The 22,877-nt window shown below is 70.3% G+C and carries 23 protein-coding genes; 19 read left to right on the forward strand and 4 right to left on the reverse strand.

The annotated features are described in order from the left end of the window. Nucleotides 1-166: 166 nt before the first annotated feature. Complete coding sequence (smc, locus tag LRS14_RS07735; protein WP_257799151.1) at nt 167-3,682, reverse strand: chromosome segregation protein SMC; 3,516 nt, start codon at nt 3,680-3,682, stop codon at nt 167-169. A gap of 251 nt (nt 3,683-3,933) precedes the next feature. Between smc and queF the strand changes: the two genes are divergently transcribed. Together queF and LRS14_RS07745 are read left to right on the forward strand one after the other, a co-directional pair. Beyond that, the gene (gene queF, locus LRS14_RS07740; protein ID WP_046112419.1) at nt 3,934-4,362 is read left to right on the forward strand and encodes a preQ(1) synthase; all 429 of its coding nucleotides are present in this window, start codon (nt 3,934-3,936) and stop codon (nt 4,360-4,362) included. Between the two features lie 2 nt (nt 4,363-4,364). After that, nucleotides 4,365-4,790 carry an SET domain-containing protein gene (locus tag LRS14_RS07745; protein WP_157039492.1) on the forward strand — a complete coding sequence of 142 codons (426 nt, stop codon included), beginning with the start codon at nt 4,365-4,367 and terminating at the stop codon, nt 4,788-4,790. A gap of 1 nt (nt 4,791) precedes the next feature. On the opposite strand, the gene LRS14_RS07750 is transcribed toward LRS14_RS07745, so the two are convergent. Beyond that, a complete protein-coding gene (locus tag LRS14_RS07750) occupies nt 4,792-5,871 on the reverse strand; it encodes a tartrate dehydrogenase (RefSeq protein ID WP_257799152.1) in 1,080 nt (359 codons plus the stop codon). A 4-nt stretch (nt 5,872-5,875) separates the two neighbouring features. Beyond that, nucleotides 5,876-6,772, reverse strand: coding sequence for an alpha/beta fold hydrolase (locus LRS14_RS07755; RefSeq protein WP_257799154.1), 897 nt, complete (start codon nt 6,770-6,772; stop codon nt 5,876-5,878). Nucleotides 6,773-6,907: 135 nt separating this feature from the next. On the opposite strand from LRS14_RS07755, the gene dapC reads away from it, so the two are divergent. The 8 genes from dapC to LRS14_RS07795 all read left to right on the forward strand — a co-directional run bounded on the left by dapC (nt 6,908) and on the right by LRS14_RS07795 (nt 15,506). Then, nucleotides 6,908-8,107, forward strand: coding sequence for a succinyldiaminopimelate transaminase (gene dapC / locus LRS14_RS07760; protein WP_257799155.1), 1,200 nt, complete (start codon nt 6,908-6,910; stop codon nt 8,105-8,107). 8 nt (nt 8,108-8,115) lie between these two features. Continuing rightward, on the forward strand, nt 8,116-8,937 hold the full coding sequence (gene dapD / locus LRS14_RS07765) for a 2,3,4,5-tetrahydropyridine-2,6-dicarboxylate N-succinyltransferase (protein WP_257799156.1): 822 nt from the start codon (nt 8,116-8,118) through the stop codon (nt 8,935-8,937). 19 nt (nt 8,938-8,956) lie between these two features. Beyond that, entirely contained in the window at nt 8,957-10,183 is a 1,227-nt protein-coding gene (locus LRS14_RS07770; protein ID WP_083440445.1) for a PilT/PilU family type 4a pilus ATPase, read from the forward strand. Then, nucleotides 10,183-11,328, forward strand: coding sequence for a succinyl-diaminopimelate desuccinylase (dapE, locus tag LRS14_RS07775; RefSeq protein ID WP_257799157.1), 1,146 nt, complete (start codon nt 10,183-10,185; stop codon nt 11,326-11,328). Before LRS14_RS07770 ends, dapE begins: the two co-directional genes overlap by 1 nt. Next, nucleotides 11,325-12,194 (forward strand): 50S ribosomal protein L3 N(5)-glutamine methyltransferase, encoded by an 870-nt coding sequence (gene prmB / locus LRS14_RS07780; protein WP_257799158.1) that lies wholly within the window; start codon nt 11,325-11,327, stop codon nt 12,192-12,194. Before dapE ends, prmB begins: the two co-directional genes overlap by 4 nt. Before the next feature lie 123 nt (nt 12,195-12,317). After that, the gene (locus LRS14_RS07785; protein ID WP_257799159.1) at nt 12,318-14,444 is read left to right on the forward strand and encodes an ABC-F family ATP-binding cassette domain-containing protein; all 2,127 of its coding nucleotides are present in this window, start codon (nt 12,318-12,320) and stop codon (nt 14,442-14,444) included. A gap of 105 nt (nt 14,445-14,549) precedes the next feature. Then, nucleotides 14,550-15,041 carry a MarR family winged helix-turn-helix transcriptional regulator gene (locus tag LRS14_RS07790; protein ID WP_257799160.1) on the forward strand — a complete coding sequence of 164 codons (492 nt, stop codon included), beginning with the start codon at nt 14,550-14,552 and terminating at the stop codon, nt 15,039-15,041. Nucleotides 15,042-15,071: 30 nt separating this feature from the next. Then, on the forward strand, nt 15,072-15,506 hold the full coding sequence (locus tag LRS14_RS07795) for an organic hydroperoxide resistance protein (protein ID WP_046112338.1): 435 nt from the start codon (nt 15,072-15,074) through the stop codon (nt 15,504-15,506). 16 nt (nt 15,507-15,522) lie between these two features. Here the strand turns inward: LRS14_RS07795 and LRS14_RS07800 are convergent, their stop codons facing one another. After that, entirely contained in the window at nt 15,523-16,479 is a 957-nt protein-coding gene (locus LRS14_RS07800) for an asparaginase (RefSeq protein ID WP_257799161.1), read from the reverse strand. 54 nt (nt 16,480-16,533) lie between these two features. Here LRS14_RS07800 and lexA point away from each other — a divergent pair, with 54 nt between their 5' ends. From lexA to LRS14_RS07845, 9 genes are all read left to right on the forward strand, one after another. Further along, complete coding sequence (gene lexA / locus LRS14_RS07805) at nt 16,534-17,217, forward strand: transcriptional repressor LexA (RefSeq protein WP_046112340.1); 684 nt, start codon at nt 16,534-16,536, stop codon at nt 17,215-17,217. Then, entirely contained in the window at nt 17,217-17,546 is a 330-nt protein-coding gene (locus tag LRS14_RS07810; RefSeq protein WP_083440446.1) for a helix-hairpin-helix domain-containing protein, read from the forward strand. Before lexA ends, LRS14_RS07810 begins: the two co-directional genes overlap by 1 nt. A 134-nt stretch (nt 17,547-17,680) precedes the next feature. Beyond that, nucleotides 17,681-18,100 carry a hypothetical protein gene (locus LRS14_RS07815; protein WP_198156895.1) on the forward strand — a complete coding sequence of 140 codons (420 nt, stop codon included), beginning with the start codon at nt 17,681-17,683 and terminating at the stop codon, nt 18,098-18,100. Beyond that, nucleotides 18,097-18,462, forward strand: a complete 366-nt coding sequence (locus LRS14_RS07820; protein WP_052736189.1) for a hypothetical protein — start codon at nt 18,097-18,099, stop codon at nt 18,460-18,462. Before LRS14_RS07815 ends, LRS14_RS07820 begins: the two co-directional genes overlap by 4 nt. Before the next feature lie 36 nt (nt 18,463-18,498). Next, on the forward strand, nt 18,499-19,506 hold the full coding sequence (locus tag LRS14_RS07825) for a D-2-hydroxyacid dehydrogenase family protein (RefSeq protein WP_257799162.1): 1,008 nt from the start codon (nt 18,499-18,501) through the stop codon (nt 19,504-19,506). After that, the gene (locus LRS14_RS07830) at nt 19,503-20,708 is read left to right on the forward strand and encodes an MFS transporter (RefSeq protein ID WP_083440447.1); all 1,206 of its coding nucleotides are present in this window, start codon (nt 19,503-19,505) and stop codon (nt 20,706-20,708) included. Before LRS14_RS07825 ends, LRS14_RS07830 begins: the two co-directional genes overlap by 4 nt. Then, nucleotides 20,701-21,261 (forward strand): chromate transporter, encoded by a 561-nt coding sequence (locus tag LRS14_RS07835; protein ID WP_257799163.1) that lies wholly within the window; start codon nt 20,701-20,703, stop codon nt 21,259-21,261. Before LRS14_RS07830 ends, LRS14_RS07835 begins: the two co-directional genes overlap by 8 nt. Next, nucleotides 21,258-21,812, forward strand: coding sequence for a chromate transporter (locus tag LRS14_RS07840; RefSeq protein ID WP_046112343.1), 555 nt, complete (start codon nt 21,258-21,260; stop codon nt 21,810-21,812). The genes LRS14_RS07835 and LRS14_RS07840 overlap by 4 nt, the downstream gene beginning before the upstream one ends. Before the next feature lie 37 nt (nt 21,813-21,849). Further along, nucleotides 21,850-22,836: a Gfo/Idh/MocA family protein gene (locus LRS14_RS07845; RefSeq protein ID WP_257799165.1), complete on the forward strand. Its 987-nt coding sequence runs from the start codon at nt 21,850-21,852 to the stop codon at nt 22,834-22,836. The last annotated feature ends 41 nt before the right edge of the window (nt 22,837-22,877 follow it).

Here is a 22,877-nt window from a genome sequence, read left to right on the forward strand (position 1 = left end):
GGCGCCTTCCAGGCCGGGTTCCACCCGGGCATGGCCGGGCAGTTCGCCATCGGCGCGGCGCGGGCCCGCATGGCGCGCGGTCCAGATGCTGTGGGCCACCAGGGCCAGCACCACCAGCACCGCCACGATCGTCAAAGCCATCGTCAAGGTCATCGTCGTCCCGTCCTCAAGCCGCTTCGACCATGCCGACCGCGGTTTCCATGTCCACCGCGACGATGCGCGACACGCCCTGCTCCTGCATCGTCACGCCGATGAGCTGCCGTGCCATTTCCATCGCGATCTTGTTGTGGCTGATGAAGAGGAACTGCGTGCCCTCGCTCATCTGCGTCACCAGCTTGGCGTAGCGCTCGGTGTTGGCGTCGTCCAGCGGCGCATCCACTTCGTCCAGCAGGCAGAACGGCGCCGGATTCAGCTGGAAGATGGCAAACACCAGCGCAATGGCGGTGAGTGCCTTCTCGCCACCCGACAGCAGGTGGATGGTGCTGTTCTTCTTGCCCGGCGGCTGCGCCATCACCTGCACACCCGCGTCCAGGATCTCGTCGCCCGTCATCACCAGCCGCGCATTGCCGCCGCCGAACAGGCTGGGGAACATGCGTCCGAAGCCTTCGTTCACCTGGTTGAAGGTGTTGTTCAGCAGGTCGCGGGTTTCCAGGTCGATCTTGTGGATCGCGCCTTCCAGCGTGCCGATGGCCTCCAGCAGGTCGGCGTTCTGCGCATCCAGGAAGCTCTTGCGCTCACGCGCGCTGGCCAGCTCGTCCAGTGCGGCCAGGTTCACCGCGCCCAGTGCGGCGATCTCGCGGTTGATGCGGTCGATCTCGCTCTGCAGGCCGTGCAGCTTTACGCCGTCGGCCTCGATGCCGGCGGCCAGTTGCGCCAGGTCGACCGCGGCGGCGGTGAGCTGCTCCATGTACTGGGCGCCGCCCAGCGAGGCGGCCTGCTGCTCCAGCTGCAGTTTGTTGATGCTCTCGCGCAGCGGCTCCAGGCTGCGTTCCAGCGTCAGCCGCTGCTCGTCCGACCGGCGCAGCTGCATGGACAACTCGTCGTATTCGCTGCGCTGGGCGGCCAGCGCCTTCTCGCGTTCCACCCGCAGCGCCAAGGCGTCCTGCAGGCCGGCCTGCGCAGCCGCATCGTCGAAGCCGGCCAGCTCCTGCTGCAGTTGCCCGGCCGCCTGCTCATTGCTGGCGGCCTGCTGCGCGGCCGTCTCGATCGCACGCTGCAGCTCGCCCCGGCGCGCAGCCAGCGAGCGGGCCGAGAACTGCGCCTCCTGCGCCTGGCGCTCCAGCGCCCGCAGCTGCTCGCGGGCATCCGCCAGCTTGCGCTCGGCACCGATCACCGCTTCGTCCAGCTCGGCATGGCGCTCCTGGGTGTTGGCCAGTTGCAGGTCCAGTTCCTCGAAGCGGGCCTCGCCGGTCACGCGGCGCTCGGCCAGCTCTTCCATCTGGCCATCGATCTCGGCCAGCTCTTCCTGCAGCTGGCTGCGGCGCGACTGGGCGGCTTCGCTCTGCTGCTGCAGCCGCATCAGCTCCACCTGCAGCTGGTGGGCGCGCGTCTGCGCCTCGGCGGCCTCGCGACGCACCGCGGCCAGGCGGTTGGCGGCCTCGGCGTACGCGGCTTCGCTGCGCACCGCGGCGGTCTTGCTTTCCTCGGTGATCAGCGACTGCGCGCGCAGCTCCAGCGCCAGGTTCTCGATCTCCTGCGCGCGGGCCAGCATGCCGGCCTGCTCCGAATCCGGCGCATAGAAGGCCACCGCGAACTGCGACACCGCATGGCCCTCGCGCGTGACGATGATCTCGCCATGGGTGAGCTGGCCGCGCGAGGCCAGCGCCTCGTCCAGCGAAGGCGCGGTGTACACGCCTTCCAGCCAGTCGGTCATCAGTGCCTTGAGGCCGGTGTCCTGCAGCCGCAGCAGGTCGGACAGCCGCGGCAGCGTGCGGTGCAGGTCCTGCACCGCAGCCGACGGCTTGGTGAAGAAGGCCAGCTTGGCCGGCGGTGCATCGGCGGCGAAGGCCTTCACCGTGTCGACCCGGCCCACTTCCAGTGCGCTCAGCCGCTCGCGCAGCACCGATTCCAGCGCGGTCTCCCAGCCGGTCTCGATGTGCACCTGCGTCCACAGGCCGGGCAGGCCGTCCAGCCCATGCTTGGCCAGCCAGGGCTTGAGCTTGCCTTCGGTCTGCACCTTCTCCTGCAGCGTGCGCAGCGCTTCGAGGCGGGCCGACAGCTCGGCATGGTGCGCCGTCTCGCGGTTGACGGTGGCCTGCTGGGCGCGGCGCTGCTCGTCGAGCTGCGGCACCTGCTCGGTGAGCTCATGCAGGCGCTCGTCGGCGATGGCCTGGGCTTCGGCCGCGTCCTCGCTTTGCGCGCGCAGCTCTTCCAGGCGGCCGGCATCCGGCGCGGACAGGCCCTGGCGCTCGGCGGACAGGCGTTCGCGGCGGCCGCGCAGCGCGCGGGTCTGCTCCTCGATGTTGCGGCTGTCGGCGGCCAGCAGCTGGATCTGCTGCTGCACCTGCGTGACCAGCCCGCGCTGCTCGTTGGCCCGCGCCTGCGCGGCGCGTACCGCGTCTTCCAGCGTGGGCAACGCGCCGGCCTGCTCCTCGGCCTGCGCGGCCAGCACCTCGGCCTGCTCGTCGGCGGCGGCGATCTGCCCGGCGATGGTCTCCAGCTCGGCCTCGGCCTGCGCGCCGCGGTCGGCCCATTGCGCGATTTGCGCCTGCAGCTCGGCCAGCCGCTGCTGCGCGCGGTTGCGGCCTTCCACCACGTAGCGGATGCGCTCCTCCAGCCGGCTGACCTCCAGCGAGGCCTCGGCCAGCGCACCTTGCGCGGTGTGCAGGCCATCGCTGGCGGCGTAGTGCGCCTGGCGGATGGTTTCCAGCCCGGCTTCCAGGTGGCGCAGCTCGGCCAGGCGGGCTTCCAGGGCATTGGTGGCCTCGGCGGCGGCGGTCTTGATGCGCTGCTCTTCCGTGGCCGCGTCGCGGTGCTTCAGGAACCAGAGCTGGTGCAGCCGCAGCGTGCCGCGCTCCTGCAGCCCGTGGTACTGCGTGGCCACCTCGGCCTGCTTCTCCAGCTTCTCGAGGTTGGCGTTCAGCTCGCGCAGGATGTCTTCCACCCGCGTGAGGTTCTCGCGCGTGTCCTTCAGCCGGTTCTCGGTCTCGCGCCGGCGTTCCTTGTACTTGCTGACGCCGGCCGCTTCCTCGAGGAACATGCGCAGCTCTTCGGGCTTGCTCTCGATGATGCGGCTGATGGTGCCCTGGCCGATGATGGCGTAGGCCCGCGGGCCCAGCCCGGTGCCCAGGAACACGTCCTGCACGTCGCGGCGGCGCACCGGCTGGTTGTTGATGTAGTAGCTGCTGGTGCCGTCACGCGTGAGCACGCGCTTGACGGCGATCTCGGCGAACTGGTTCCACTGGCCGCCGGCGCGTGCATCCTCGTTGCTGAACACCAGCTCCACGCTGGCGCGGCTGGCCGGCTTGCGGTTGCCGGAGCCGTTGAAGATCACGTCCTGCATCGACTCGCCGCGCAGCTCGCTGGCCTTGCTTTCACCGAGCACCCAGCGCACCGCATCCATGATGTTGGACTTGCCGCAGCCATTGGGCCCGACGACGCCGACCAACTGGCCGGGCAACTGGAAGGTGGTGGGTTCCGCGAAGGACTTGAAGCCCGAGAGCTTGATCTGGTTGAGCCGCATGAGCGCGTGCCCTGGAGCGCGCCAAGGTGTTGATTCAGAAGGGTTTTTTGTTCGTGCGCCGGGGCAGGAACGGGGCCGGATGATACCATCGCGCCCCCTCGTTCCCGGGCCCCTTCCCGGGCGCGCAACCCCTTGTTGCACCCGCGGCGCGCACGGCGCCGCCTCCTGCTGCCATGGCCAAGAACGCCAAGAAATCGAAGTCCGAACCCGTGGCCACGGCGCCCGTCGCCACCGCCGCGCCCCAGCGCCAGATGCCGCCCAACCCGCCCAGCGCGCCGAGCAAGGAACTGCATGTGTTCCCCAACCCGGCGCCCGAGCGCGACTACGTCATCCAGTTCCAGGTGCCCGAGTTCACCTGCCACTGCCCGCTGACGGGCCAGCCCGACTTCGCCCACTTCACGATCGACATGATTGCCGACCAGCAGTGCATCGAGCTCAAGAGCCTCAAGATGTACTTCTGGAGCTATCGCAACGAAGGCGCGTTCCACGAGAAGGTGACCAACACCATCCTCGACGACATCGTGAAGGCCACCGACCCGCGCTTCGTGCGCATCACCGCCAAGTGGTACGTGCGCGGCGGCATCTACACCAACGTGGTGGCCGAGCACCGGCAGAAGGGCTGGCAGCCGCAGCCGGTGGTGGAGCTGCCGAAGCACGCCGCCGAATCCGGGCTGCTCTGACGATGCCGCTGGCCGAACGCCCGCCCTACCAGAAGTTCGACGTGCGCGTGGCGCGCAGTCGCATCGACGGCTTCGGCTGCTTCGCGGCCGAGCCGATCCCGCCGCGGCTGAAGATCGGCGAGATCCGCGGCGAGGCCATCAGCGTGGCCGAGGCCCGCCGCCGGGCCGAAGGCCAGCAGCGCATCATGATCGTGGAGGTGTCGCACAAGACGGCGATCGATGCCTCCAAGAGCACCGACCCGATGCGCTTCACCAACCACTCCTGCCAGCCCAATGCCCGCCTGGTGATCCGCGACGGCCGCATCGAGTTCTACGCCGTCAAGCCCATCGCCGTGGGCGACGAGGTGACGGTGAACTACGGCGAGACGCACCACGAAGGCAAGCTGGAATGCCGCTGCGGCGCGGTGGGGTGCGTGGGGCGGTTGTAACTCACTGCCCCTGCGCCGCCACTACCTCCGCGATCGCCTTGCCCACCTCGGCCGTCGTGGCCTTGCCGCCCAGGTCGGGCGTGCGGGGCCCGCCGTCCTGCAGCACCGTCTCGATCGCCTGCAGCACCGCGGCGCCGGCTTCCGGGTGGCCCAGGTGCTCCAGCATCATCGAGCCGGCCCAGATCTGGCCGATCGGGTTGGCGATGCCCTTGCCGTAGATGTCGGGCGCCGAGCCGTGCACCGGCTCGAACAGCGACGGGAACTTGCGCTCCGGGTTGAGGTTGGCCGAGGGCGCAATGCCGATGGTGCCGGTGCAGGCCGGGCCCAGGTCGGACAGGATGTCGCCGAAGAGGTTGCTGGCCACCACCACGTCGAACCAGTCCGGGTGCTGCACGAAGTGCGCGGTCAGGATGTCGATGTGGTACTTGTCGGTGCGCACGCCGGGGTAGGCCTTGGCGATCTCGGCGAAGCGCTCGTCCCAGTAGGGCATCGAGATCGAGATGCCGTTGCTCTTGGTGGCCGAGGTGAGGTGGCGCTTGGGCCGCTTCATCGCCAGCTCGAACGCGAACTTCATGATGCGGTCGGTGCCCTGGCGGCTGAACACGCTTTCCTGCAGCACGATCTCGCGGTCGGTGCCCTCGAACATCTTGCCGCCGACGCTGCTGTACTCGCCCTCGGTGTTCTCGCGCACGATGTAGAAGTCGATGTCGCCCACCTCGCGGCCGGCCAGCGGGCTCTTCACGCCGGGCATCAGGCGTGCGGGGCGCAGGTTCACGTACTGGTCGAACTCGCGGCGGAACAGCAGCAGCGAGCCCCACAGCGACACATGGTCGGGCACCGTCGCCGGCCAGCCCACCGCGCCGAAGAAGATGGCGTCGTGGCCGCCGATCTGCGCCTTCCAGTCGGCGGGCATCATCGCGCCCTCCTTCAGGTAGCGCTCGCAGCTCCAGTCGAACTCGTCCCACTGCCACTCGATGCCGAAGCGCGTGGCCACGGCGTCCAGCACGCGGAGCCCCTCGGGCATCACTTCCTTGCCGATGCCGTCGCCGGCCATCACGGCGATGCGGTGCTTCGTGCTCATGGGTTCAATCTCCTGCTTGGGTGAGGAACGGCAGCGCTGCTTCCAGCAGCCGTTCGGGCGCCTCTTCGGCGATGTAGTGGCCGCAGGGCAATGCGCTGCCCTGCACGTCGGTGGCGACACGCCGCCATTCGGCCAGCGGATCGAAGCAGCGCTGCACGATGCCCTGCGCGCCCCAGAGCGCCAGCAGCGGCATCGCCAGCCTGCGGCCGGCGTCGCGGTCCTCGCGGTCGTGCTGCAGGTCGATGCCCGCGGCGGCGCGGTAGTCCTCGCACATCGCATGGGCGGCACCGGGCAGCGCGATGCAGCGCTCGTATTCGGCCCAGGCCTCGGGCGCGAAGGGCGACAGGCCGGCGCTGCGGCGACCCATCACGTCGCCCAGGTAGGCGGCGGGGTCGGCCTCGATCAGGCGCTCGGGCAGCGGTGACGGCTGGATGAGGAAGAACCAGTGCCAGTAGGCGCGGGCGAAGGCCTCGTTGGTCTGCTCGTACATGGCCAGCGTGGGCGCAATGTCCAGCACCACCAGGCGCTGCACCGCCTGCGGATGGTCGGCGGCCAGCCGGTGCGCCACGCGGGCGCCGCGGTCGTGGGCCAGCACGCCGAAGCGCTCATGGCCAAGATGCCGCATCACGGCCAGCATGTCCTCGGCCATCGTGCGCTTGGCATACAGCCGGTGCTCGGCATCGCCCGCGGGCCTGGATGAATCGCCATAGCCGCGCAGGTCGGCGACCACCAGCGTGAAGCGCTCGGCCAGCGCCGGCGCCACCTTGTGCCAGATGGCGCGGGTCTGCGGATGGCCGTGCAGCAGCAGCAGCGGCGGGCCCTTGCCGCCGGTCACGCAGGCGATATGCACGCCGTCGGCGGTGGGAATGCGGAGTTCCTGGTATCCGGCGTACAGGCTCATGGCGGTGGGCTTTCCGATGACTGCTGGAGGCTGCGACTTTAGGCGCACCCTGGCGGCCCGGCCGTTCGGCATCGGCAGTTCATCCGGTCGCTGGCCGCACGGATGCGCGGCAGACCGCTTCGCGATAATCGCCCGATGAACCCTTTGCTGAACCGCCTGCAGCCCTATCCGTTCGAGCGCCTGCGGCAACTCACCCGAGACATCGTGCCGAACCCGGCGCTGCGGCCGATCAGCCTGGGGCTGGGAGAGCCGCGCCATGCCACGCCCAGGCTGATCGAGGAGGCGCTGACCTCGTCGCTCAAGGGGCTGTCGAGCTACCCGGCCACCGCCGGCGACCCGAAGCTGCGCGAGGCCATGGCCGGCTGGCTGCAAACGCGCTACGGCGTGGCGGTGGATGCAGCCACGCAGGTGCTGCCGGTCAACGGCTCGCGCGAGGCGCTGTTCTCGCTGGCGCAATCGGTGATCGACCCCACGCGGCCGGGCGCCACCGTGGTGTGCCCGAATCCGTTCTACCAGATCTACGAAGGCGCGGCCCTGCTGTCGGGCGCCGAGGTGGCCTTCGCCAACAGCGATCCCGCGCGCAACTTCGCACCCGACTGGTCGCAGATCGACGAGGCCACCTGGGCCCGCACGCAGCTTGTCTATGTATGTTCGCCGGGCAACCCCACCGGCGCGGTGATGCCGCTGGACGAGTGGCGCACGCTGTTCGAGTTGTCGGACCGCCATGGCTTCGTCATCGCCAGCGACGAGTGTTATTCCGAGATCTACTTCCGCGACGAGCCTCCGCTGGGCGGCCTGCAGGCCGCGCAGGCGCTGGGCCGCAGTGACTTCCGCCGCCTGGTGATGCTGACCAGCCTGAGCAAGCGCAGCAACGTGCCGGGCATGCGCTCGGGCTTCGTGGCCGGCGATGCCGAGGTGATGAAGCAGTTCCTGCTCTACCGCACCTACCACGGCAGCGCGATGAGCCCCATCGTGCAGGCCGCCAGCCTGGCCGCCTGGGGCGACGAGGCGCATGTGGTGGCCAACCGCGAGCTGTACCGCACCAAGTTCGCCCAGGTCACGCCGGTGCTGGAAGAAGTGCTGGACGTGGCCCTGCCCGATGCCAGCTTCTACCTGTGGGCCGGCGTGCCGTCGGCTTTCAACGGCGACGACGTGGCCTTCGCCCGCGGGCTGCTCGCTCAATACAATGTTTCGGTGCTGCCGGGCAGCCTGCTCGCACGCAGCGCGCATGGCAGCAACCCCGGCGCCGGGCGGGTGCGCCTGGCGCTGGTGGCCGAAGTGGCCGAATGCCTCGAGGCGGCGCAACGCATCGCCTCCTACGTCAAGTCCTTGTGAGACCCCCCATGACAGCAGAACTGCAATCCACCATCGAACTCGCGTGGGAAGCCCGCTCCGACATCACGGCGCTGAACGCGCCCGCGGTGCGTGAAGCCGTGGAGGAGGTGATCGGCCAGCTCAACACCGGCCGCCTGCGCGTGGCCGAGCGCCAGGCGGTGGGTCAGTGGGCGGTGAACCAGTGGGTGAAGAAGGCGGTGCTGCTGAGCTTCCGCCTGAACGACAACAAGCCGATGCATGCCGGCGAGCTGGCCTTCTTCGACAAGGTGCCCACCAAGTTCACGCACCTGACCGAAGAGGAAATGCGCGCCACCGGCGTTCGCGTGGTGCCGCCCGCCGTGGCCCGCCGCGGCAGCTACATGGCCAGGAACGTGGTGCTGATGCCCAGCTACGTGAACATCGGCGCCTACGTCGACGAAGGCACGATGGTGGACACCTGGGCCACCGTCGGCAGCTGCGCGCAGATCGGCAAGAACGTGCACCTCTCGGGTGGCGTGGGCATTGGCGGCGTGCTGGAGCCGCTGCAGGCCAACCCCACCATCATCGAGGACAACTGCTTCATCGGCGCGCGCTCCGAGGTGGTGGAAGGCGTGATCGTCGAGGAGAACTCGGTCATCTCCATGGGCGTGTACATCGGCCAGAGCACCAAGATCTACGACCGCGAGACGGGCGAGATCCACTATGGCCGCGTGCCGGCCGGCTCGGTGGTCGTCAGCGGCAACCTGCCCAGCGCCGACGGCAAGTACAGCCTGTACTGCGCGGTCATCGTCAAGAAGGTCGATGCGCAGACGCGCGCCAAGACCAGCTTGAACGACCTGCTGCGCGCCTGACCCGCAGCGCCCAGCCAAGATGAGCGGCGGCAACCTGGAGCGCGTGCTGCGGCTGATGGCCGAGCGGTCGGCGTCGGACGTGTACATCTCGGCCAAGACGCCGATCCTGATCAAGGTGAACGGGCAGATGATGCAGCTGTCCGACCAGCCGCTCACCCCCGCGCAGCCGCGCCAGCTGCTGGCCGAGATGCTCACCGACGAGCAGCTGGCCGAGCTGGACGCCACCAGCGAGCTGAACGCCGCGGTGGCCGTGCCCGGGGTCGGCAGCTTCCGGCTGTCGGCCTTCAAGCAGCGCGGCTCGGTGGCGGCGGTGTTCCGCTGCATCCCATTCAACATCCCGCCGATCGACACCCTGGGTGTGCCCGACGTGCTGTCGCAGATCGTGCTGGAAAAGCGCGGCCTGATCCTGATGGTGGGCGCCACCGGCAGCGGCAAGAGCACCACGCTGGCCTCGATGCTGGAGCTGCGCAACCAGCGCATGACGGGCCACATCCTCACCATCGAGGACCCGATCGAGTTCCTGTTCAACAACAAGAAGTCGGTCATCAACCAGCGCGAGATCGGCCGCGACACGCAAAGCCTGCAGGTGGCGCTGCGCAATGCGCTGCGGCAGGCGCCCGACTGCATCCTGATCGGCGAGATACGCGACCGCGAGACGATGTCGCTGGCGCTGTCGTATGCGCTGTCGGGCCACCTGGTGCTGGCCACGCTGCATGCCAACAACAGCTACCACGCGCTGGGCCGCATCCTGTCGCTGTTCACGCCGGAGTCGCGCGGCTCGCTGCTGGCCGACCTGGCCGCCGGGCTGCGCGCGGTGGTGTCGCAGCGGCTGCTGCGGGCCACGTCGGGCGGCCGTGTGCCCGCCATCGAGGTGATGCTCAACACCCAGCTGGTGGCCGAGCTGATCGAGAAGGGCGACATGCACGGCGTGAAGGAGGCGATGGAGAAGTCGCTGGCCGAAGGCTCGCAGACCTTCGAGCAGGACCTGGCCCGGCTGGTGAACGAAGGTACCGTCACCCGCGACGAGGCGCTGGCCAATGCCGACTCGCCCACCAACCTGCTGTGGCGGCTGCAGAACGCCGCCGTGCAGGCCGCGCGGCCGGTGGCCCGGGCCGAGGAATCCGACGTGGCCGTGTACACCGAGGTGACGATGGACGTGCCCGCCCCCACGCTGGCGCCACCGCCACCCTCGCCCTTTGGCGCGGGCAGTGCACCGGCCACCTTCCCCACCCTGCCCCGCACCTGATGACCGCCGCCCTGCACCTGGCCGAAGCGCTGATCGCGCGCAACTCCACCACGCCCGCGGACGCCGGCTGCCAGGCGCTGATTGCCGGCCGGCTGGCCGCCATCGGCTTCACCTGCGAGACGATCGAAAGCGGCCCGGCCGACTTCCGCGTCACCAACCTCTGGGCCAAGCGCAGCGGCACCCGGCCCGGGCCCACGCTGGTGCTGGCCGGCCACACCGACGTGGTGCCCACCGGCCCGCTGGAGCAGTGGTCGAGCGACCCGTTCATGCCCACCCACCGCGACGGCAAGCTCTACGGCCGCGGCGCCGCCGACATGAAGAGCAGCATCGCCGCCATGGTGGTGGCCGCCGAGGAATTCGTCGCCGCGCAGCCGCAGCATGCCGGCGCCATCGCGCTGCTGCTGACCAGCGACGAGGAAGGCCCGGCGCTGGACGGCACGGTCAAGGTGGTCGACCTGCTGGCCGCCCGCGGCGAGCGGCTGGACATGTGCATCGTGGGCGAGCCCACCTGCGTGGACACCCTGGGCGACATGGTGAAGAACGGCCGCCGCGGGTCGCTTTCGGGCAAGCTGCGGGTGGCCGGCGTGCAGGGCCACATCGCCTATCCGCAGCTGGCGCGCAACCCGATCCACCAGTTCGCGCCGGCATTGGCCGAGCTGGCCACCATCGAGTGGGACCGTGGCAACGAGTACTTCCCGCCCACCAGTTGGCAGGTGTCGAACATCCACGGCGGCACCGGCGCCACCAACGTGATTCCGGGCGAGGTGGTGGTCGACTTCAACTTCCGCTTCAGCACCGAGAGCACGCCCGAAGGCCTGAAGGCCCGCGTGGCCGAGGTTCTGGACCGCCACGGCCTGCAGTACACGCTGGACTGGACGCTGGGCGGCGAGCCCTTCCTCACGCCGGTGGGCACGCTCACCGAGGCGCTGGGCGCGGCCATCCGCGAGGAAACCGGCGTCACCGCCGCGCTGTCCACCACCGGCGGCACCTCCGACGGCCGCTTCATCGCCAAACACTGCCCGCAGGTGATGGAGTTCGGCCCGATCAACGCCAGCATCCACAAGATCGACGAACACGTGATCGCCGCCGACGTGGAGCGGCTGAAGAACATCTACCGCGGCCTGCTGCACAAGGTGCTGGCATGACGCTGATGCAGGCCATCGAGGCTGCGGCCGCGCGGCTGGAGGCCGCCGGCGTGAGCTTCGGCCACGGCACCACCAACGCCTTCGACGAGGCCGTGTGGCTGGTGCTGTGGCGCCTGGGCCTGCCGCTGGACGAGCTGGACGCGGTGGCCGAACGCGCGCTGTCCGCCGACGAGCAGGCCGCCATCGACGCGCTGGTGGGCGAGCGCATCGCCACCCGCCGCCCGGCCGCCTACCTGACGAAGGAAGCCTGGCTGCAGGGCGTGAGCTTCTACGTGGACGAGCGCGCCATCGTGCCGCGCTCGCTGATCGCCGAGGCCCTGGCCGACGGCACGCTGGACGCCTGGCTGAGCGACGCCACCACCCGCGTGCTGGACCTGTGCACCGGCAACGGCAGCCTGGCGGTGCTGGCCGCGATGGCCTGGCCCGAGGTGGCGGTGGACGCCGCCGACATCAGCACCGACGCGCTGGCCGTGGCCCGCATCAACGTGGACCGGCATGGCCTGGCCGAACGCATCCGGCTGGTGGAAAGCGACGGCCTGGCCGCGCTGCCGGGCCCGTACGACCTGGTGCTGTGCAACCCGCCCTACGTCAACAGTGCCTCGATGGCGGCATTGCCCGCCGAGTACCGCGCCGAGCCCGAACTGGCGCTGGCCGGCGGCGCCGACGGCATGGACTTCATCCGGCGCCTGCTGGCCGATCTGCCGCAGCGGCTGTCGCCCAACGGCGTGCTGGTGCTCGAGATCGGCCACGAGCGTGCGCACTTCGAAGCCGCCTTCCCCACGCTGGAAGCCGTGTGGTTGCCCACCAGCGCCGGCGACGACCAGGTGCTGCTGCTGGACCGCGAAGCGCTGGCCTCGCTCGGCTGATCGGACACGGCGGCACGGCCTTGCGCCGGGCCGACGACAATCACCGGTTGCGCGCGACGGCTTCCCTGCCCGCGCCCTGCCCGCCGCGTACCGCGGCCGGGCCCCGCTTTCAGCTGCTTGCCCATGATCACCCTTCGCAACCTCACCCTCCGCCGCGGCACCAAGGTCGTGCTCGACAGTGCCAGCGTCACGCTCAACCCGGGCGAGAAGATCGGCCTGGTCGGGCGCAACGGCGCCGGCAAGTCCAGCCTGTTCGCGCTGCTGGCCGGCCGGCTGCAGGCCGACGGCGGCGACGCCGAGATCCCGCCGCGCTGGCGCCTGGGCGAAGTCGCGCAGAACATGCCCGAGACCAGCGACGGCGCCACCGACTTCGTGCTGCAGGGCGACATCCCGCTGATGGAGGCGCAGGCCGTGCTCGCCGCGGCCGAGGCCAGCGACGACGGCAATGCCATCGCCGATGCGCACATGGGCATCGAGGAGGCCGGCGGCTTCGACGCCCGCTCGCGTGCGCAGGCGCTGCTGCTGGGCCTGGGCTTCAAGGTGCAGCAGCTGGATGCGCCGGTGAACAGCTTCTCCGGCGGCTGGCGCATGCGGCTGCAGCTCGCCCGTGCGCTGATGTGCCCGGCCGACCTGATGCTGCTGGACGAGCCCACCAACCACCTGGACCTGGACGCGCTGGTGTGGCTGGAAGGCTGGCTGCAGCGCTTCACCGGCACGATGATCGTCATCAGCCACGACCGCGAATTCCTCGACGCGATCACCAAGGTGACGCTGCACCTGGACGAAGCCAAGCTCACGCGTTATGGCGGCAACTACACCACCTTCGAGGAAATGCGCGCCGAGCGCATGAGCCAGCAGGCCACCGCCTTCGTCAAGCAGCAGGAACGCATCGCGCACCTGCAGCGCTTCATCGACCGCTTCAAGGCCAAGGCCAGCAAGGCCAAGCAGGCCCAAAGCCGCGTGAAGGCGCTGGACCGCGTGGAAAAGCTGGCCCCGGTGCTCACGGCCAGCGACTTCAGCTTCGAGTTCAAGGAACCGGTGAGCCTGCCGAATCCCATGCTGGCGATGCGCGAGGTCGTGTGTGGGTACATGGTGCCCCCCGTCCGCCGAGTACGGCGGCCTGCCCCCCGAGGGGCTGGCGGAGCCGCCTTGGGGCGGCCCGGCGGCGGCCCCGCCGAGGACGAGGCAGCGCTGGTGCCCAAGCCCATCGTCCACAACGTGACGCGCACGGTGCTGGCCGGTCAGCGCATCGGCATCCTGGGCGCCAACGGCCAGGGCAAGTCGACCGTGGTCAAGACCATCGCGCGGGAGCATCCGGCGCTGGCTGGCGAGATCACCGAGGGCAAGGGCCTGGCCATCGGCTACTTCGCGCAGCAGGAGATGGACCTGCTGCATGCCGACGACGCGCCGCTGCAGCACATGGTGCGGCTGGCGCGCACCGTCGGGCCCGAGGCGCGCGAGCAGGAGCTGCGCGACTTCCTCGGCAAGTTCCGCTTCACCGGCGACATGGTGCAGCAGCGCATCGGCTCGCTGTCGGGCGGCGAGAAGGCGCGGCTGGTGCTGGCCAGCCTGGTGTGGCAGCGGCCCAACCTGCTGCTGCTGGACGAACCCACCAACCACCTGGACCTGACGACGCGCGAGGCGCTGTCCATGGCGCTCAACGAGTTCGAAGGCTCGGTGATGCTGGTCAGCCACGACCGCGCACTGCTGCGCGAGGTGTGCGACGAGTTCTGGCTGGTCACCGCCGGTGGCCTGCAGGAATTCGACGGCGACCTGGACGACTACCAGCGCTGGCTGCTGGAGCAGTCGCGCGCGGTGCAGCGGGCGGCCGCCAAGGGCGAGAAGTACACCGCATCGCCGCGGCCGGAGGAGCCGAAGGCGGCACCCGCGGCGCCTGCGGCGGCGACCGGCAAGCCTGCGGGCAAGCCGGGCGCCGCGCCCGCACCGGCCGTGCAGCAGGGCCCCGCCCGCCGTGAAGACAAGAAGGCCCAGGCGCAGGCCCGCGCCAAGGTGGCGGAGCGAACCCGGCCGCTGCGCATCGAGATCGAGCAGATCGACAAGCGCATGGCCGCCCTGGTCAAGGAGCGCACGCAGTGCGAGGCGCAGCTGGCCGCCGGCACGCTGCCGGGCAGCGAGATTGCCGAGCTGGGCCGCAAGCTCAACCACATCAACGCCGAGGTGACGATGCTGGAGGAACGCTGGCTGGAGCTGAGCAGCGAGATCGAGAGCCTGCAAGCCGCGGCGGGTTGATCCGCACGACCGCGACGCACCGGGCCGCCCATGACATGCTCATGCGCGGCCATTTCCAAATCCACTTTCATTGTGTGCAATTGAATTGCGCGCTACATTACTCCCATGCGCTCCAACCGTCCCGCCTCCACCACCGCCCCGACGGCCGATGCCGGCTGGCTGGCCTTGGACCGGCAGCTGTGCTTCGCGTTGTACTCGTCCTCGCTGGCGATGACCAAGCTGTACAAGCCGCTGCTGGAGCCGCTGGGCCTCACCTATCCGCAGTACCTGGTGATGCTGGCGCTGTGGGAGGCCGATGGCGCCAGTGTGGGCGAGCTGGGGCAGCGGCTGTCGCTGGATTCCGGCACGCTCACGCCGCTGCTCAAGCGGCTGGAGGCGTCCGGCTTCGTCCACCGCCTGCGCGACCGCGAGGACGAGCGCCGCGTGCGCGTGCAGCTCACCACCACCGGCCGTGCGATGCGCGAGCGGGCACTGCAGGTGCCGCAGGCGGTGGCCTGCGCCAGCGGCTGCGCGCTGGAAGAACTGGTGTCGCTCACCCGGCGCCTGCAGGCGCTGCGCGACAGCCTGAATCAAGAAGCCGAACGTGCGGCGGCCTGATCCGCACGAACCACAGAAAGGCAACACACCATGGCGATCGAGAAGACCCTGTACACCGCACGTGCCACCTCCACCGGCGGCCGCGACGGCAAGTCCAAGAGCGACGACGGCAAGCTGGAAGTGAAGCTGGCCCCGCCGAAGGAAATGGGCGGCAACGGCGAAGGCACCAACCCCGAGCAGCTGTTCGCCGCCGGCTATTCGGCCTGCTTCCTGGGCGCCATGAAGTTCGTCGCCGGCCAGCAGAAGGCCTCGCTGCCGGCCGACACGCAGATCGCCGCCGAAGTGGGCATCGGCCCGCTGGCCGGTGGCAAGGTGGGCTTCGGCATCAGCGCCGTGCTCAACATCACCATCCCCGGCTGGGAACAGGCCAAGGCGCAGGAACTGGTGGACGCGGCGCACCAGGTGTGCCCGTACTCCAACGCCACCCGCGGCAACATCGACGTCACGCTGAACGTGGCGGTCTGAGCCGACACGGCGTCGGTCAATCGACGCCGAGCAGGCCCAGCAGCATGCGCACCCGGGCCTGCGCCGGGGTGAGCAGGCCGGCCGAGGGCAACGCGCCGGTCACCTCGATCACGCCGCCGGCCAGGCAGCGGCTGCAGCGCAGCACCGGCACGCCATCGGCCACGGCGGTGCGCAGCGCTGCTTCCAGCGCCTCGTGCAGCGTGCCGTTGCCGGTGCCGGCCACCACCAGGCCGGCCACGCCGGCGGCGCTCAGCGCCTGCACCGCCCGGCCGTCGACGCCAGCCGCACTGCTCAGGATCTCGATCCAGGGCCACGGTTGCGGCACCGCCTGCAGCGCGGCCAGGCGCTCGGCAGCGCCCTCTCGCGGCGCCGGCCAGGGCCGCAGCGCCCTTACCTGACCCGCTTCCACATAGGCCAGCGGGCCGGCATCGCCGGAGCCGAAGGCGTCCAGCCGATAGGTGTGCGTCTTGCGCACCTCGTGACCCGCATGCACGGTGCCGGCCAGCAGCGCCAGCACGCCATGGCAGCCGGGCGTTCGCGCCAGCAGCACCGCATCCAGCAGGTTCTGCGGGCCGTCGGCCATGAGCGCGGTGGCCGGCCGCATCGCCGCCACCAGCACCACCGGCTTGGACGGCGACAGCACCTGCTGCAGGAAGAACGCGGTTTCCTCCAGCGTGTCGGTGCCATGGGTGACCACCGCGCCGGCCACCTCTGGCCGTGACAGGTGATGCGCCAGGCGCCCGGCCAGCTGCAGCCACACCTCGTAGCCCATGTCCTTGCTGTCCAGCTGGGCCACCTGCTCGGCCTCCAGCGGCTGACCGGCAAGGTCCGGCACCGCCGCCACCAGCTGCTCGACGCCGATCTGCCCGGCGGTGTAGCCCACCGTGTCGGCTGCATGCGCCGCCGTGCCGGCGATGGTGCCGCCAGTACCGAGGATCACGACGGTGTCGAGTGCGTTTTGCGCGTTTTGCATTTGTTTGGAAGCTGGATAAGAATACAGGCACTGGACGAATTCACAGGAACCCCGATGGCCGATCGCCCGAAGCTCACCGAACGTCAGCAGCAGATTTTCGATCTTGTGCGCACGGCCATCGAAACCACCGGTGCGCCGCCCACGCGGGCGGAAATTGCCCGGCAGCTCGGCTTCAAGTCGGCCAACGCCGCGGAAGAGCATCTGCAGGCCCTGGCGCGCAAGGGCGTGATCGAGCTGGTGGGCGGTACTTCGCGCGGCATCCGCCTGCCCACCGGCATGCTGCAGGCAGTGAACGAGGCCCGCGAAGCCCGCGGCCGGCAGTTCAGCCTGCCGCTGGCCAGCCTGGCCCAGCTCACGCTGCCGCTGATCGGCCGCGTGGCCGCCGGCAGCCCCATCCTGGCGCAGGAACACATCGACCAGACCTACGTGATGGAGGCCAGCCTCTTCGCCAGGCGGCCCGACTACCTGCTACGCGTGCGCGGCATGAGCATGCGCGACATCGGCATCCTCGACGGCGACCTGCTGGCGGTGCAGAAAGCCAGTGAAGCCCGCAACGGCCAGATCGTCGTGGCCCGGCTGGGCGACGAGGTGACCGTCAAGCGCTTCGAGCGCAAGGGCAGCAGCATCCGCCTGCTGCCCGAAAACCCCGATTTCGCACCGATCGACGTGTCGGCCGACGAGAGCTTCACGCTCGAAGGCCTGGCCGTGGGCCTGGTGCGCAACACGATGCTGATGTGATGCCCCGCACGCAGGTCAAGTCGCTGGTCAAGGCGCCGAAGGCCGACTGCGCCGCGGCCTGCCAGACGCTGGAACAGCTGCCCAACATCGGCCCCGCCCTGGCGGCCGACCTGCGGCTGATCGGCATCCATGCGCCGCGCGACCTCGTGGGCCGCGACGCCTTCGTGCTGTACCAGGCGCTGTGCGCCAAGACCGGCAAGCGCCAGGATCCCTGCGTGCTGGACACCTTCATGGCGGCCACCGACTTCATGCGCGGCGCCGCGGCGGCGCCGTGGTGGACCTACACCGCCCAACGCAAGCTGCTGTACGGGCAGATCGACGCGCACTGACACGGCCGCCCAGGCCTCTCGGCCAAGGCCCAACAAGCCCGGTTCCCCGCGCCTTATCGGCGTTTTGCGTGTGCGTGCACCCGCAAAGAATGACTTCATGCACGAAGCCATGCGCCGATATCCCGGAGACCATGTTGAACGACCTCCTGTTCCAAGTGCGGCGCCTGCGGGCGAGCGGCAGCGCGCGGGTGGAGGTCTGCCCTCCGGCCGTGCTCAGCCCGGTCGATCCGGTGTGGTCGCGGCTGATGCGCTGGGTGTCCGCACCCGCGCCATGGCAGGCGGCCCTCACGCCGCCCGGCGGCCGCCGGCTGCAGCGCACCAAGGACGACTTCGTGGCCAGCCTGAAGGACATCGGCACGCCGCAGGCCTCCACGCTGATCGACCGGGTGCATGTGGCGCGCTCGCCTCGCGAGCTGTGGCACCTGCGTTCGGCGGTGTTCCAGCTGGTGTCGCTGCACCACAGCCAGAGCGAGGCCCAGCGCCGGCTGGAACGCCTGAACCACCACTTTCCCACGCGCTCGCCGCGCTCGGGCTTCGGCGCGCTGGACGCATGAGCGACCGACGCTTCACGCCGGCGGCCCCGGGCCAGCCGCGCAACTACACCGTGGCCGGCCTGCGCGGCGTGGCCAGCGAGCAGAACGCCCGCATCACCGCGCGCAAGGCCTTCGTCGACACCAAGCTGGTGTTCATGCAGGTGCTGGCCGGCATCGAGAGCACCGACGCCAACGTGGAATGGCTGCGCAAACAGGTCCGCAGCGCGCAGATGCCGGAAGATCTGTGGCTGTTGCGCTCCGCGGTATTCGACGCGCTGCGCAGCGACCCGCACAACGGCGCCCGCCTGCGCGAAGCCCTGCGCCGCAGCCTGGACGGCGTGCTGCCCGGCACCTACATGGCCAGCAGCTTCACCACGCTCTGAAGCCGTGCGGGCGGCCGAGGCACAATGCCCGGCCACATGAACATCATCATCCTCGACGACTACCAGGATGCGGTGCGCAAGCTCAAGTGCGCGTCGCTGCTCGAACCGCTCAATGCGAAGGTGTTCACCAACACGGTCAAGGGCATCGGCCAGCTGTCGGTGCGCCTGCGTGACGCCGATGTGCTGGTGCTCATCCGCGAACGCACCGCCTTCCCGCGCCAACTGCTGGAAAAACTGCCCAAACTGAAGCTGATCTCGCAGACCGGCAAGGTGGGCTCGCACATCGACGTGGAAGCCTGCACCCGGCTGGGCATCGCGGTGGCGGAAGGCACGGGCTCGCCGGTGGCCCCGGCCGAGCTGACCTGGGCGCTGATCATGGCAGCCATGCGCCGGCTGCCGCAGTACATCGGCAACCTGAAGCACGGCGCGTGGCAGCAGTCGGGCCTGAAGGCGGCGGGCATGCCGCCCAACTTCGGCGTCGGCCAGGTGCTGCGCGGCAAGACGCTGGGCATCTGGGGCTATGGCCGCATCGGGCAGCTGGTGGCGGGCTTCGGCCGCGCCTTCGGCATGCAGGTGCTGGTGTGGGGCCGCGAGCCTTCGCTGGAGCGCGCCCGGGCCGACGGCCTGGCCACCGCCGTCAGCAAGGAATCCTTCTTCGAGACCTGCGACGTGCTGACGGTGCACCTGCGGCTGAACGACGCCACCCGCGGCATCGTCACGCTGGAAGACCTGTCGCGCATGAAGCCCACCTCGCTGTTCGTCAACACCTCGCGCGCCGAGCTGGTGGAGGAGAACGCGCTGGTGTCCGGCCTGAACAAGGGCCGGCCGGGCCTGGCCGCGGTGGACGTGTTCGAGAGCGAGCCCATCCTGCAGGGCCATCCGCTGCTGCGACTGGAGAACGCGGTATGCACGCCGCACATCGGTTACGTGGAACAGGACAGCTACGAGCTGTACTTCGGCGCCGCTTTCCAGAACGTCGTCAACTTCGTCAACCAGCAGCCCACCAACCTGCTGAACCCTGAAGCGCTGCGGGTGCACCGGTGACGGCCGTGCCGCAGGCCGCAGGCGCAGTCCAGGCCACGGCGGCGCTGCGGTGGGCCCTGTTGTTCGGCAACTTCGCGATCGGCTGCGGCGTGATGGTCACCGCCGGCTCGCTGAACGACCTCACCCGGTCGCTGCAGGTGAGCGTGGCGGTGGGCGGGCAGCTGATCACCATCGCCGCGGTGGTCATGGCCTTCGGCGCGCCGCTGCTGGCCGCCGCCGTGGGCGGCTTCGACCGCCGCCGCCTGCTGACCTTCGCGCTGGCCTGGTACGCGATCGGCCATGCGCTGTCCGCGCTGATGCCGGGCTACGCCGCCCTGGTGCCGGTGCGTGCTGCCAGTGTGCTGGCCGCGGCGGTGTTCACCCCGCAGGCCGCTGCCACTGCCGCCTGGCTGGCCACGCCGGCCGAGCGCGGGCGGCTCATCACCTTCATCTTCCTGGGTTGGTCGGTGGCCAGCGTGGTGGGCATGCCGGTGCACAGCTACATCGGCGAGACCTTCGGCTGGCGCTATGCCTTTGGCGTGGTGGCGCTGCTGGCGCTGGTGGCCGCGGCCTGGGTGTGGCGCGTGGTGCCCGACGGCGTGCGCCCGCCGGCGATGAGCCTGCGCTCCTGGCGCGAGGTGTTCACCCATCCGGCGCTGATGGCCATGGTGCTGGTGACGGCGCTCTCGGCGGCCGGCCAGTTCACCGTGTTCTCCTACTTCGCGCCCTACTACCGGCAGGTGCTGGGCGCCACCGGCGCGCAGACCAGCCTGCTGTTCCTCTGGTTCGGCGCCTTCGGGCTGCTGGGCAACGTGCTGCTGTCGCGCCATGTGGACCGTTTCGGCGCCTCGCGCGCGGTGGCCCTGGCCCTGGGGCTGATGGCGCTGTCCATGCTGCTGTGGCCGCTGGGCACCAGCCTGGGGACCATGGCCGCGCTGCTGGTGCCGTGGGCGCTGGGCTGCTTCTCCAGCAACTCGGCGCAGCAGGCCCGGCTGGGCCAGGCCGCGCCGGCCTGGGCCGGCGCGCTGATGGCGCTCAACACCTCCGCCATCTACCTGGGTCAGGCGGTGGGCGCGGCCGGTGGCGGCGCGCTGGTGGCCGCGCATGCGGGCCAGGCCGGCGCCGCTGCCTTCGGCGGCTTCCACCGCATCGGGCTGGCGTGGCTGCTGGCGGCGCTGGCGCTCAGCGCCTGGGCCACGCACCGGATGCGCCGCGATGGCTGAGCCCGCCAGCCCGCGCGACCTGTTCCGCGCCTTCACCCGGATGAGCCTGATGGGCTTCGGCGGCGTGCTGCCCATCGCCCAGCATGAGCTGGTGGAACGCCTGGGCTGGCTGACGCGGGAGGAGTTCGTCGAGATGCTGTCCATCGGCCAGGTGCTGCCCGGCCCCAACGTCGTCAACGTGGCGCTGATGGTGGGCGACCGCTTCTTCGGCTGGCGCGGCGCCGCCGCCGCGGTCGGCGGCATGCTGGGCGTGCCCTTGCTGCTGGTCATGAGCCTGGCGGTGCTGTATGTGGGCTTCGCCAGCCAGCCGATGGTGGCCGGGGCGCTGCGCGGCATGGGCGCGGTGTCGGCCGGGCTGGTGCTGTCCACCGCGGTCAAGCTGCTTCCGGCGCTGAAGAAGAACCCGATGGGCCGCACCGCCTGCGGCCTGGTGGCGGTGGCCACGGTGGCCGCCATCGCCGGCTGGCGGGTGCCGATGGTGTGGGTCATCGCGCTCATCGGCGGCGGCGCCTGCGCCTGGGCCTGGTGGGTGCTGGGGCGGCGCGCACCATGACCTTCCTGATCGGACCGCACGCGCTGGCCTGGGCCGACTGGCTGGGCCTGTTCACGCAATTCCTGCTGCTCTCGATGCTGGCCATCGGCGGTGCCATTGCCACCGCGCCGGAAATGCACCGCTACCTGGTCAACGAGCACGGCTGGCTGACCGACGCGCAGTTCACCTCGTCCATCGCCCTGGCGCAGGCCGCGCCGGGTCCCAACGTGCTGTTCATTCCGGTGCTGGGCTACGGCGTGGGCGGCCTGCTGGGCGCGGCGGTGATGCTGCTGGGCAGCCTGATTCCCAGCACCACGCTGGCCCTCACCGCCACCCGCTGGGGCGCACGCCGACGTGAAAGCCGCGGCGTGCGCGCCTTCGTGGCCGGCATGTCGCCGGTGACGCTGGGCCTGCTGTTGTCCACCGGCTGGGTGCTCACCGAGCCCTCGCGCGGCAGCGCGGGCGCGATGGCGCTGGTGGCCGTCACCGTGCTGGTGATGTGGCGTACCCGGCTGAGCCCCATCTGGATGGTGGCCCTGGGCGCGCTGGTGGGCATGTTCGGAGGCGCCTGACATGGCATCGACTCATTTACCGACTGAACCACGCCCGGTGCGCTGGGGCATCCTCTCCACGGCCAGCGTCGGCCTGCGGCGCATCGTGCCGGTGCTGCGGCAGACCCCCGGGCTGATGCAGCTGCAGGCCATCGCCTCGCGCAGCCAGGCCGCTGCCGACGCGGCGGCCCAGGCGCACGGCATTCCGGTGGCCCACGGCAGCTATGAGGCCCTGCTGGCCGACCCGCAGGTCGACGCGATCTACAACCCGCTGCCCAACCACCTGCATGTGCCGCTGACCCTGGCCGCGGTGCAGGCCGGCAAGCATGTGCTGTGCGAGAAGCCGTTCTCGATGAACGCCGCCGAGCTGGCTGTGCTGCGCCCCCATGCCAGCCGGGTGCACATCCGCGAAGCCTTCATGGTGCGCCACCATCCCCAGTGGACGGCAGTGCGGCAGGCGCTGCGCGGTGGTGCCATCGGCACCCTGCGCTTCATGCAGGTGCCCTTCGCCTACTTCAACGACGACGCGGCCAACATCCGCAACATCGCGGCCACCGGCGGCGGCGCGCTGTACGACATCGGCTGCTATGCGATCGCCGCGGCGCGCTGGTGCTTCGAGCGCGAGCCCGAGCGTGTGGTGTGCGCCATGGAACGCGACCCCGCCTTCGGCACCGATCGCCTGTCCAGCGGCGTGCTCGACTTCGGCCCAGGCGGGCAGATGGTGTTCAGCGTCAGCACCCAGGCCCACCGCTACCAGCGGCTGCACCTGGTGGGCAGCGCCGGCCGGCTGGAGGTGGAGATGCCGTTCAACGCGGCGCAGGGCGCGCCCACCCGCTACTGGCTGGAGGATGCGGCCGGCCTGCGCACGATCGACCTGCCGCCGGCCGACCAGTACCTGCTGCAGATGGAGGCCTTCTCCCGCGCGGTGCAGGCCGAGGCGCCCACCGCCGCCGGCCTGGACGAAGCCGAGGCCGGCATGCGCATCATCGACGCCCTGTTCGCCTCGGCGGCCAGCGGCCGCTTCGAGGCCGTGGCCAAGGGCTGACCGCCCGCCCGAGGGGCCCGCAAGCGCAGCGCGCTTTGCGG

Origin of the sequence: Aquincola sp. J276, from assembly GCF_024700035.1 — a bacterium.
GTDB classification, from domain to species: domain Bacteria; phylum Pseudomonadota; class Gammaproteobacteria; order Burkholderiales; family Burkholderiaceae_C; genus Aquincola; species Aquincola tertiaricarbonis.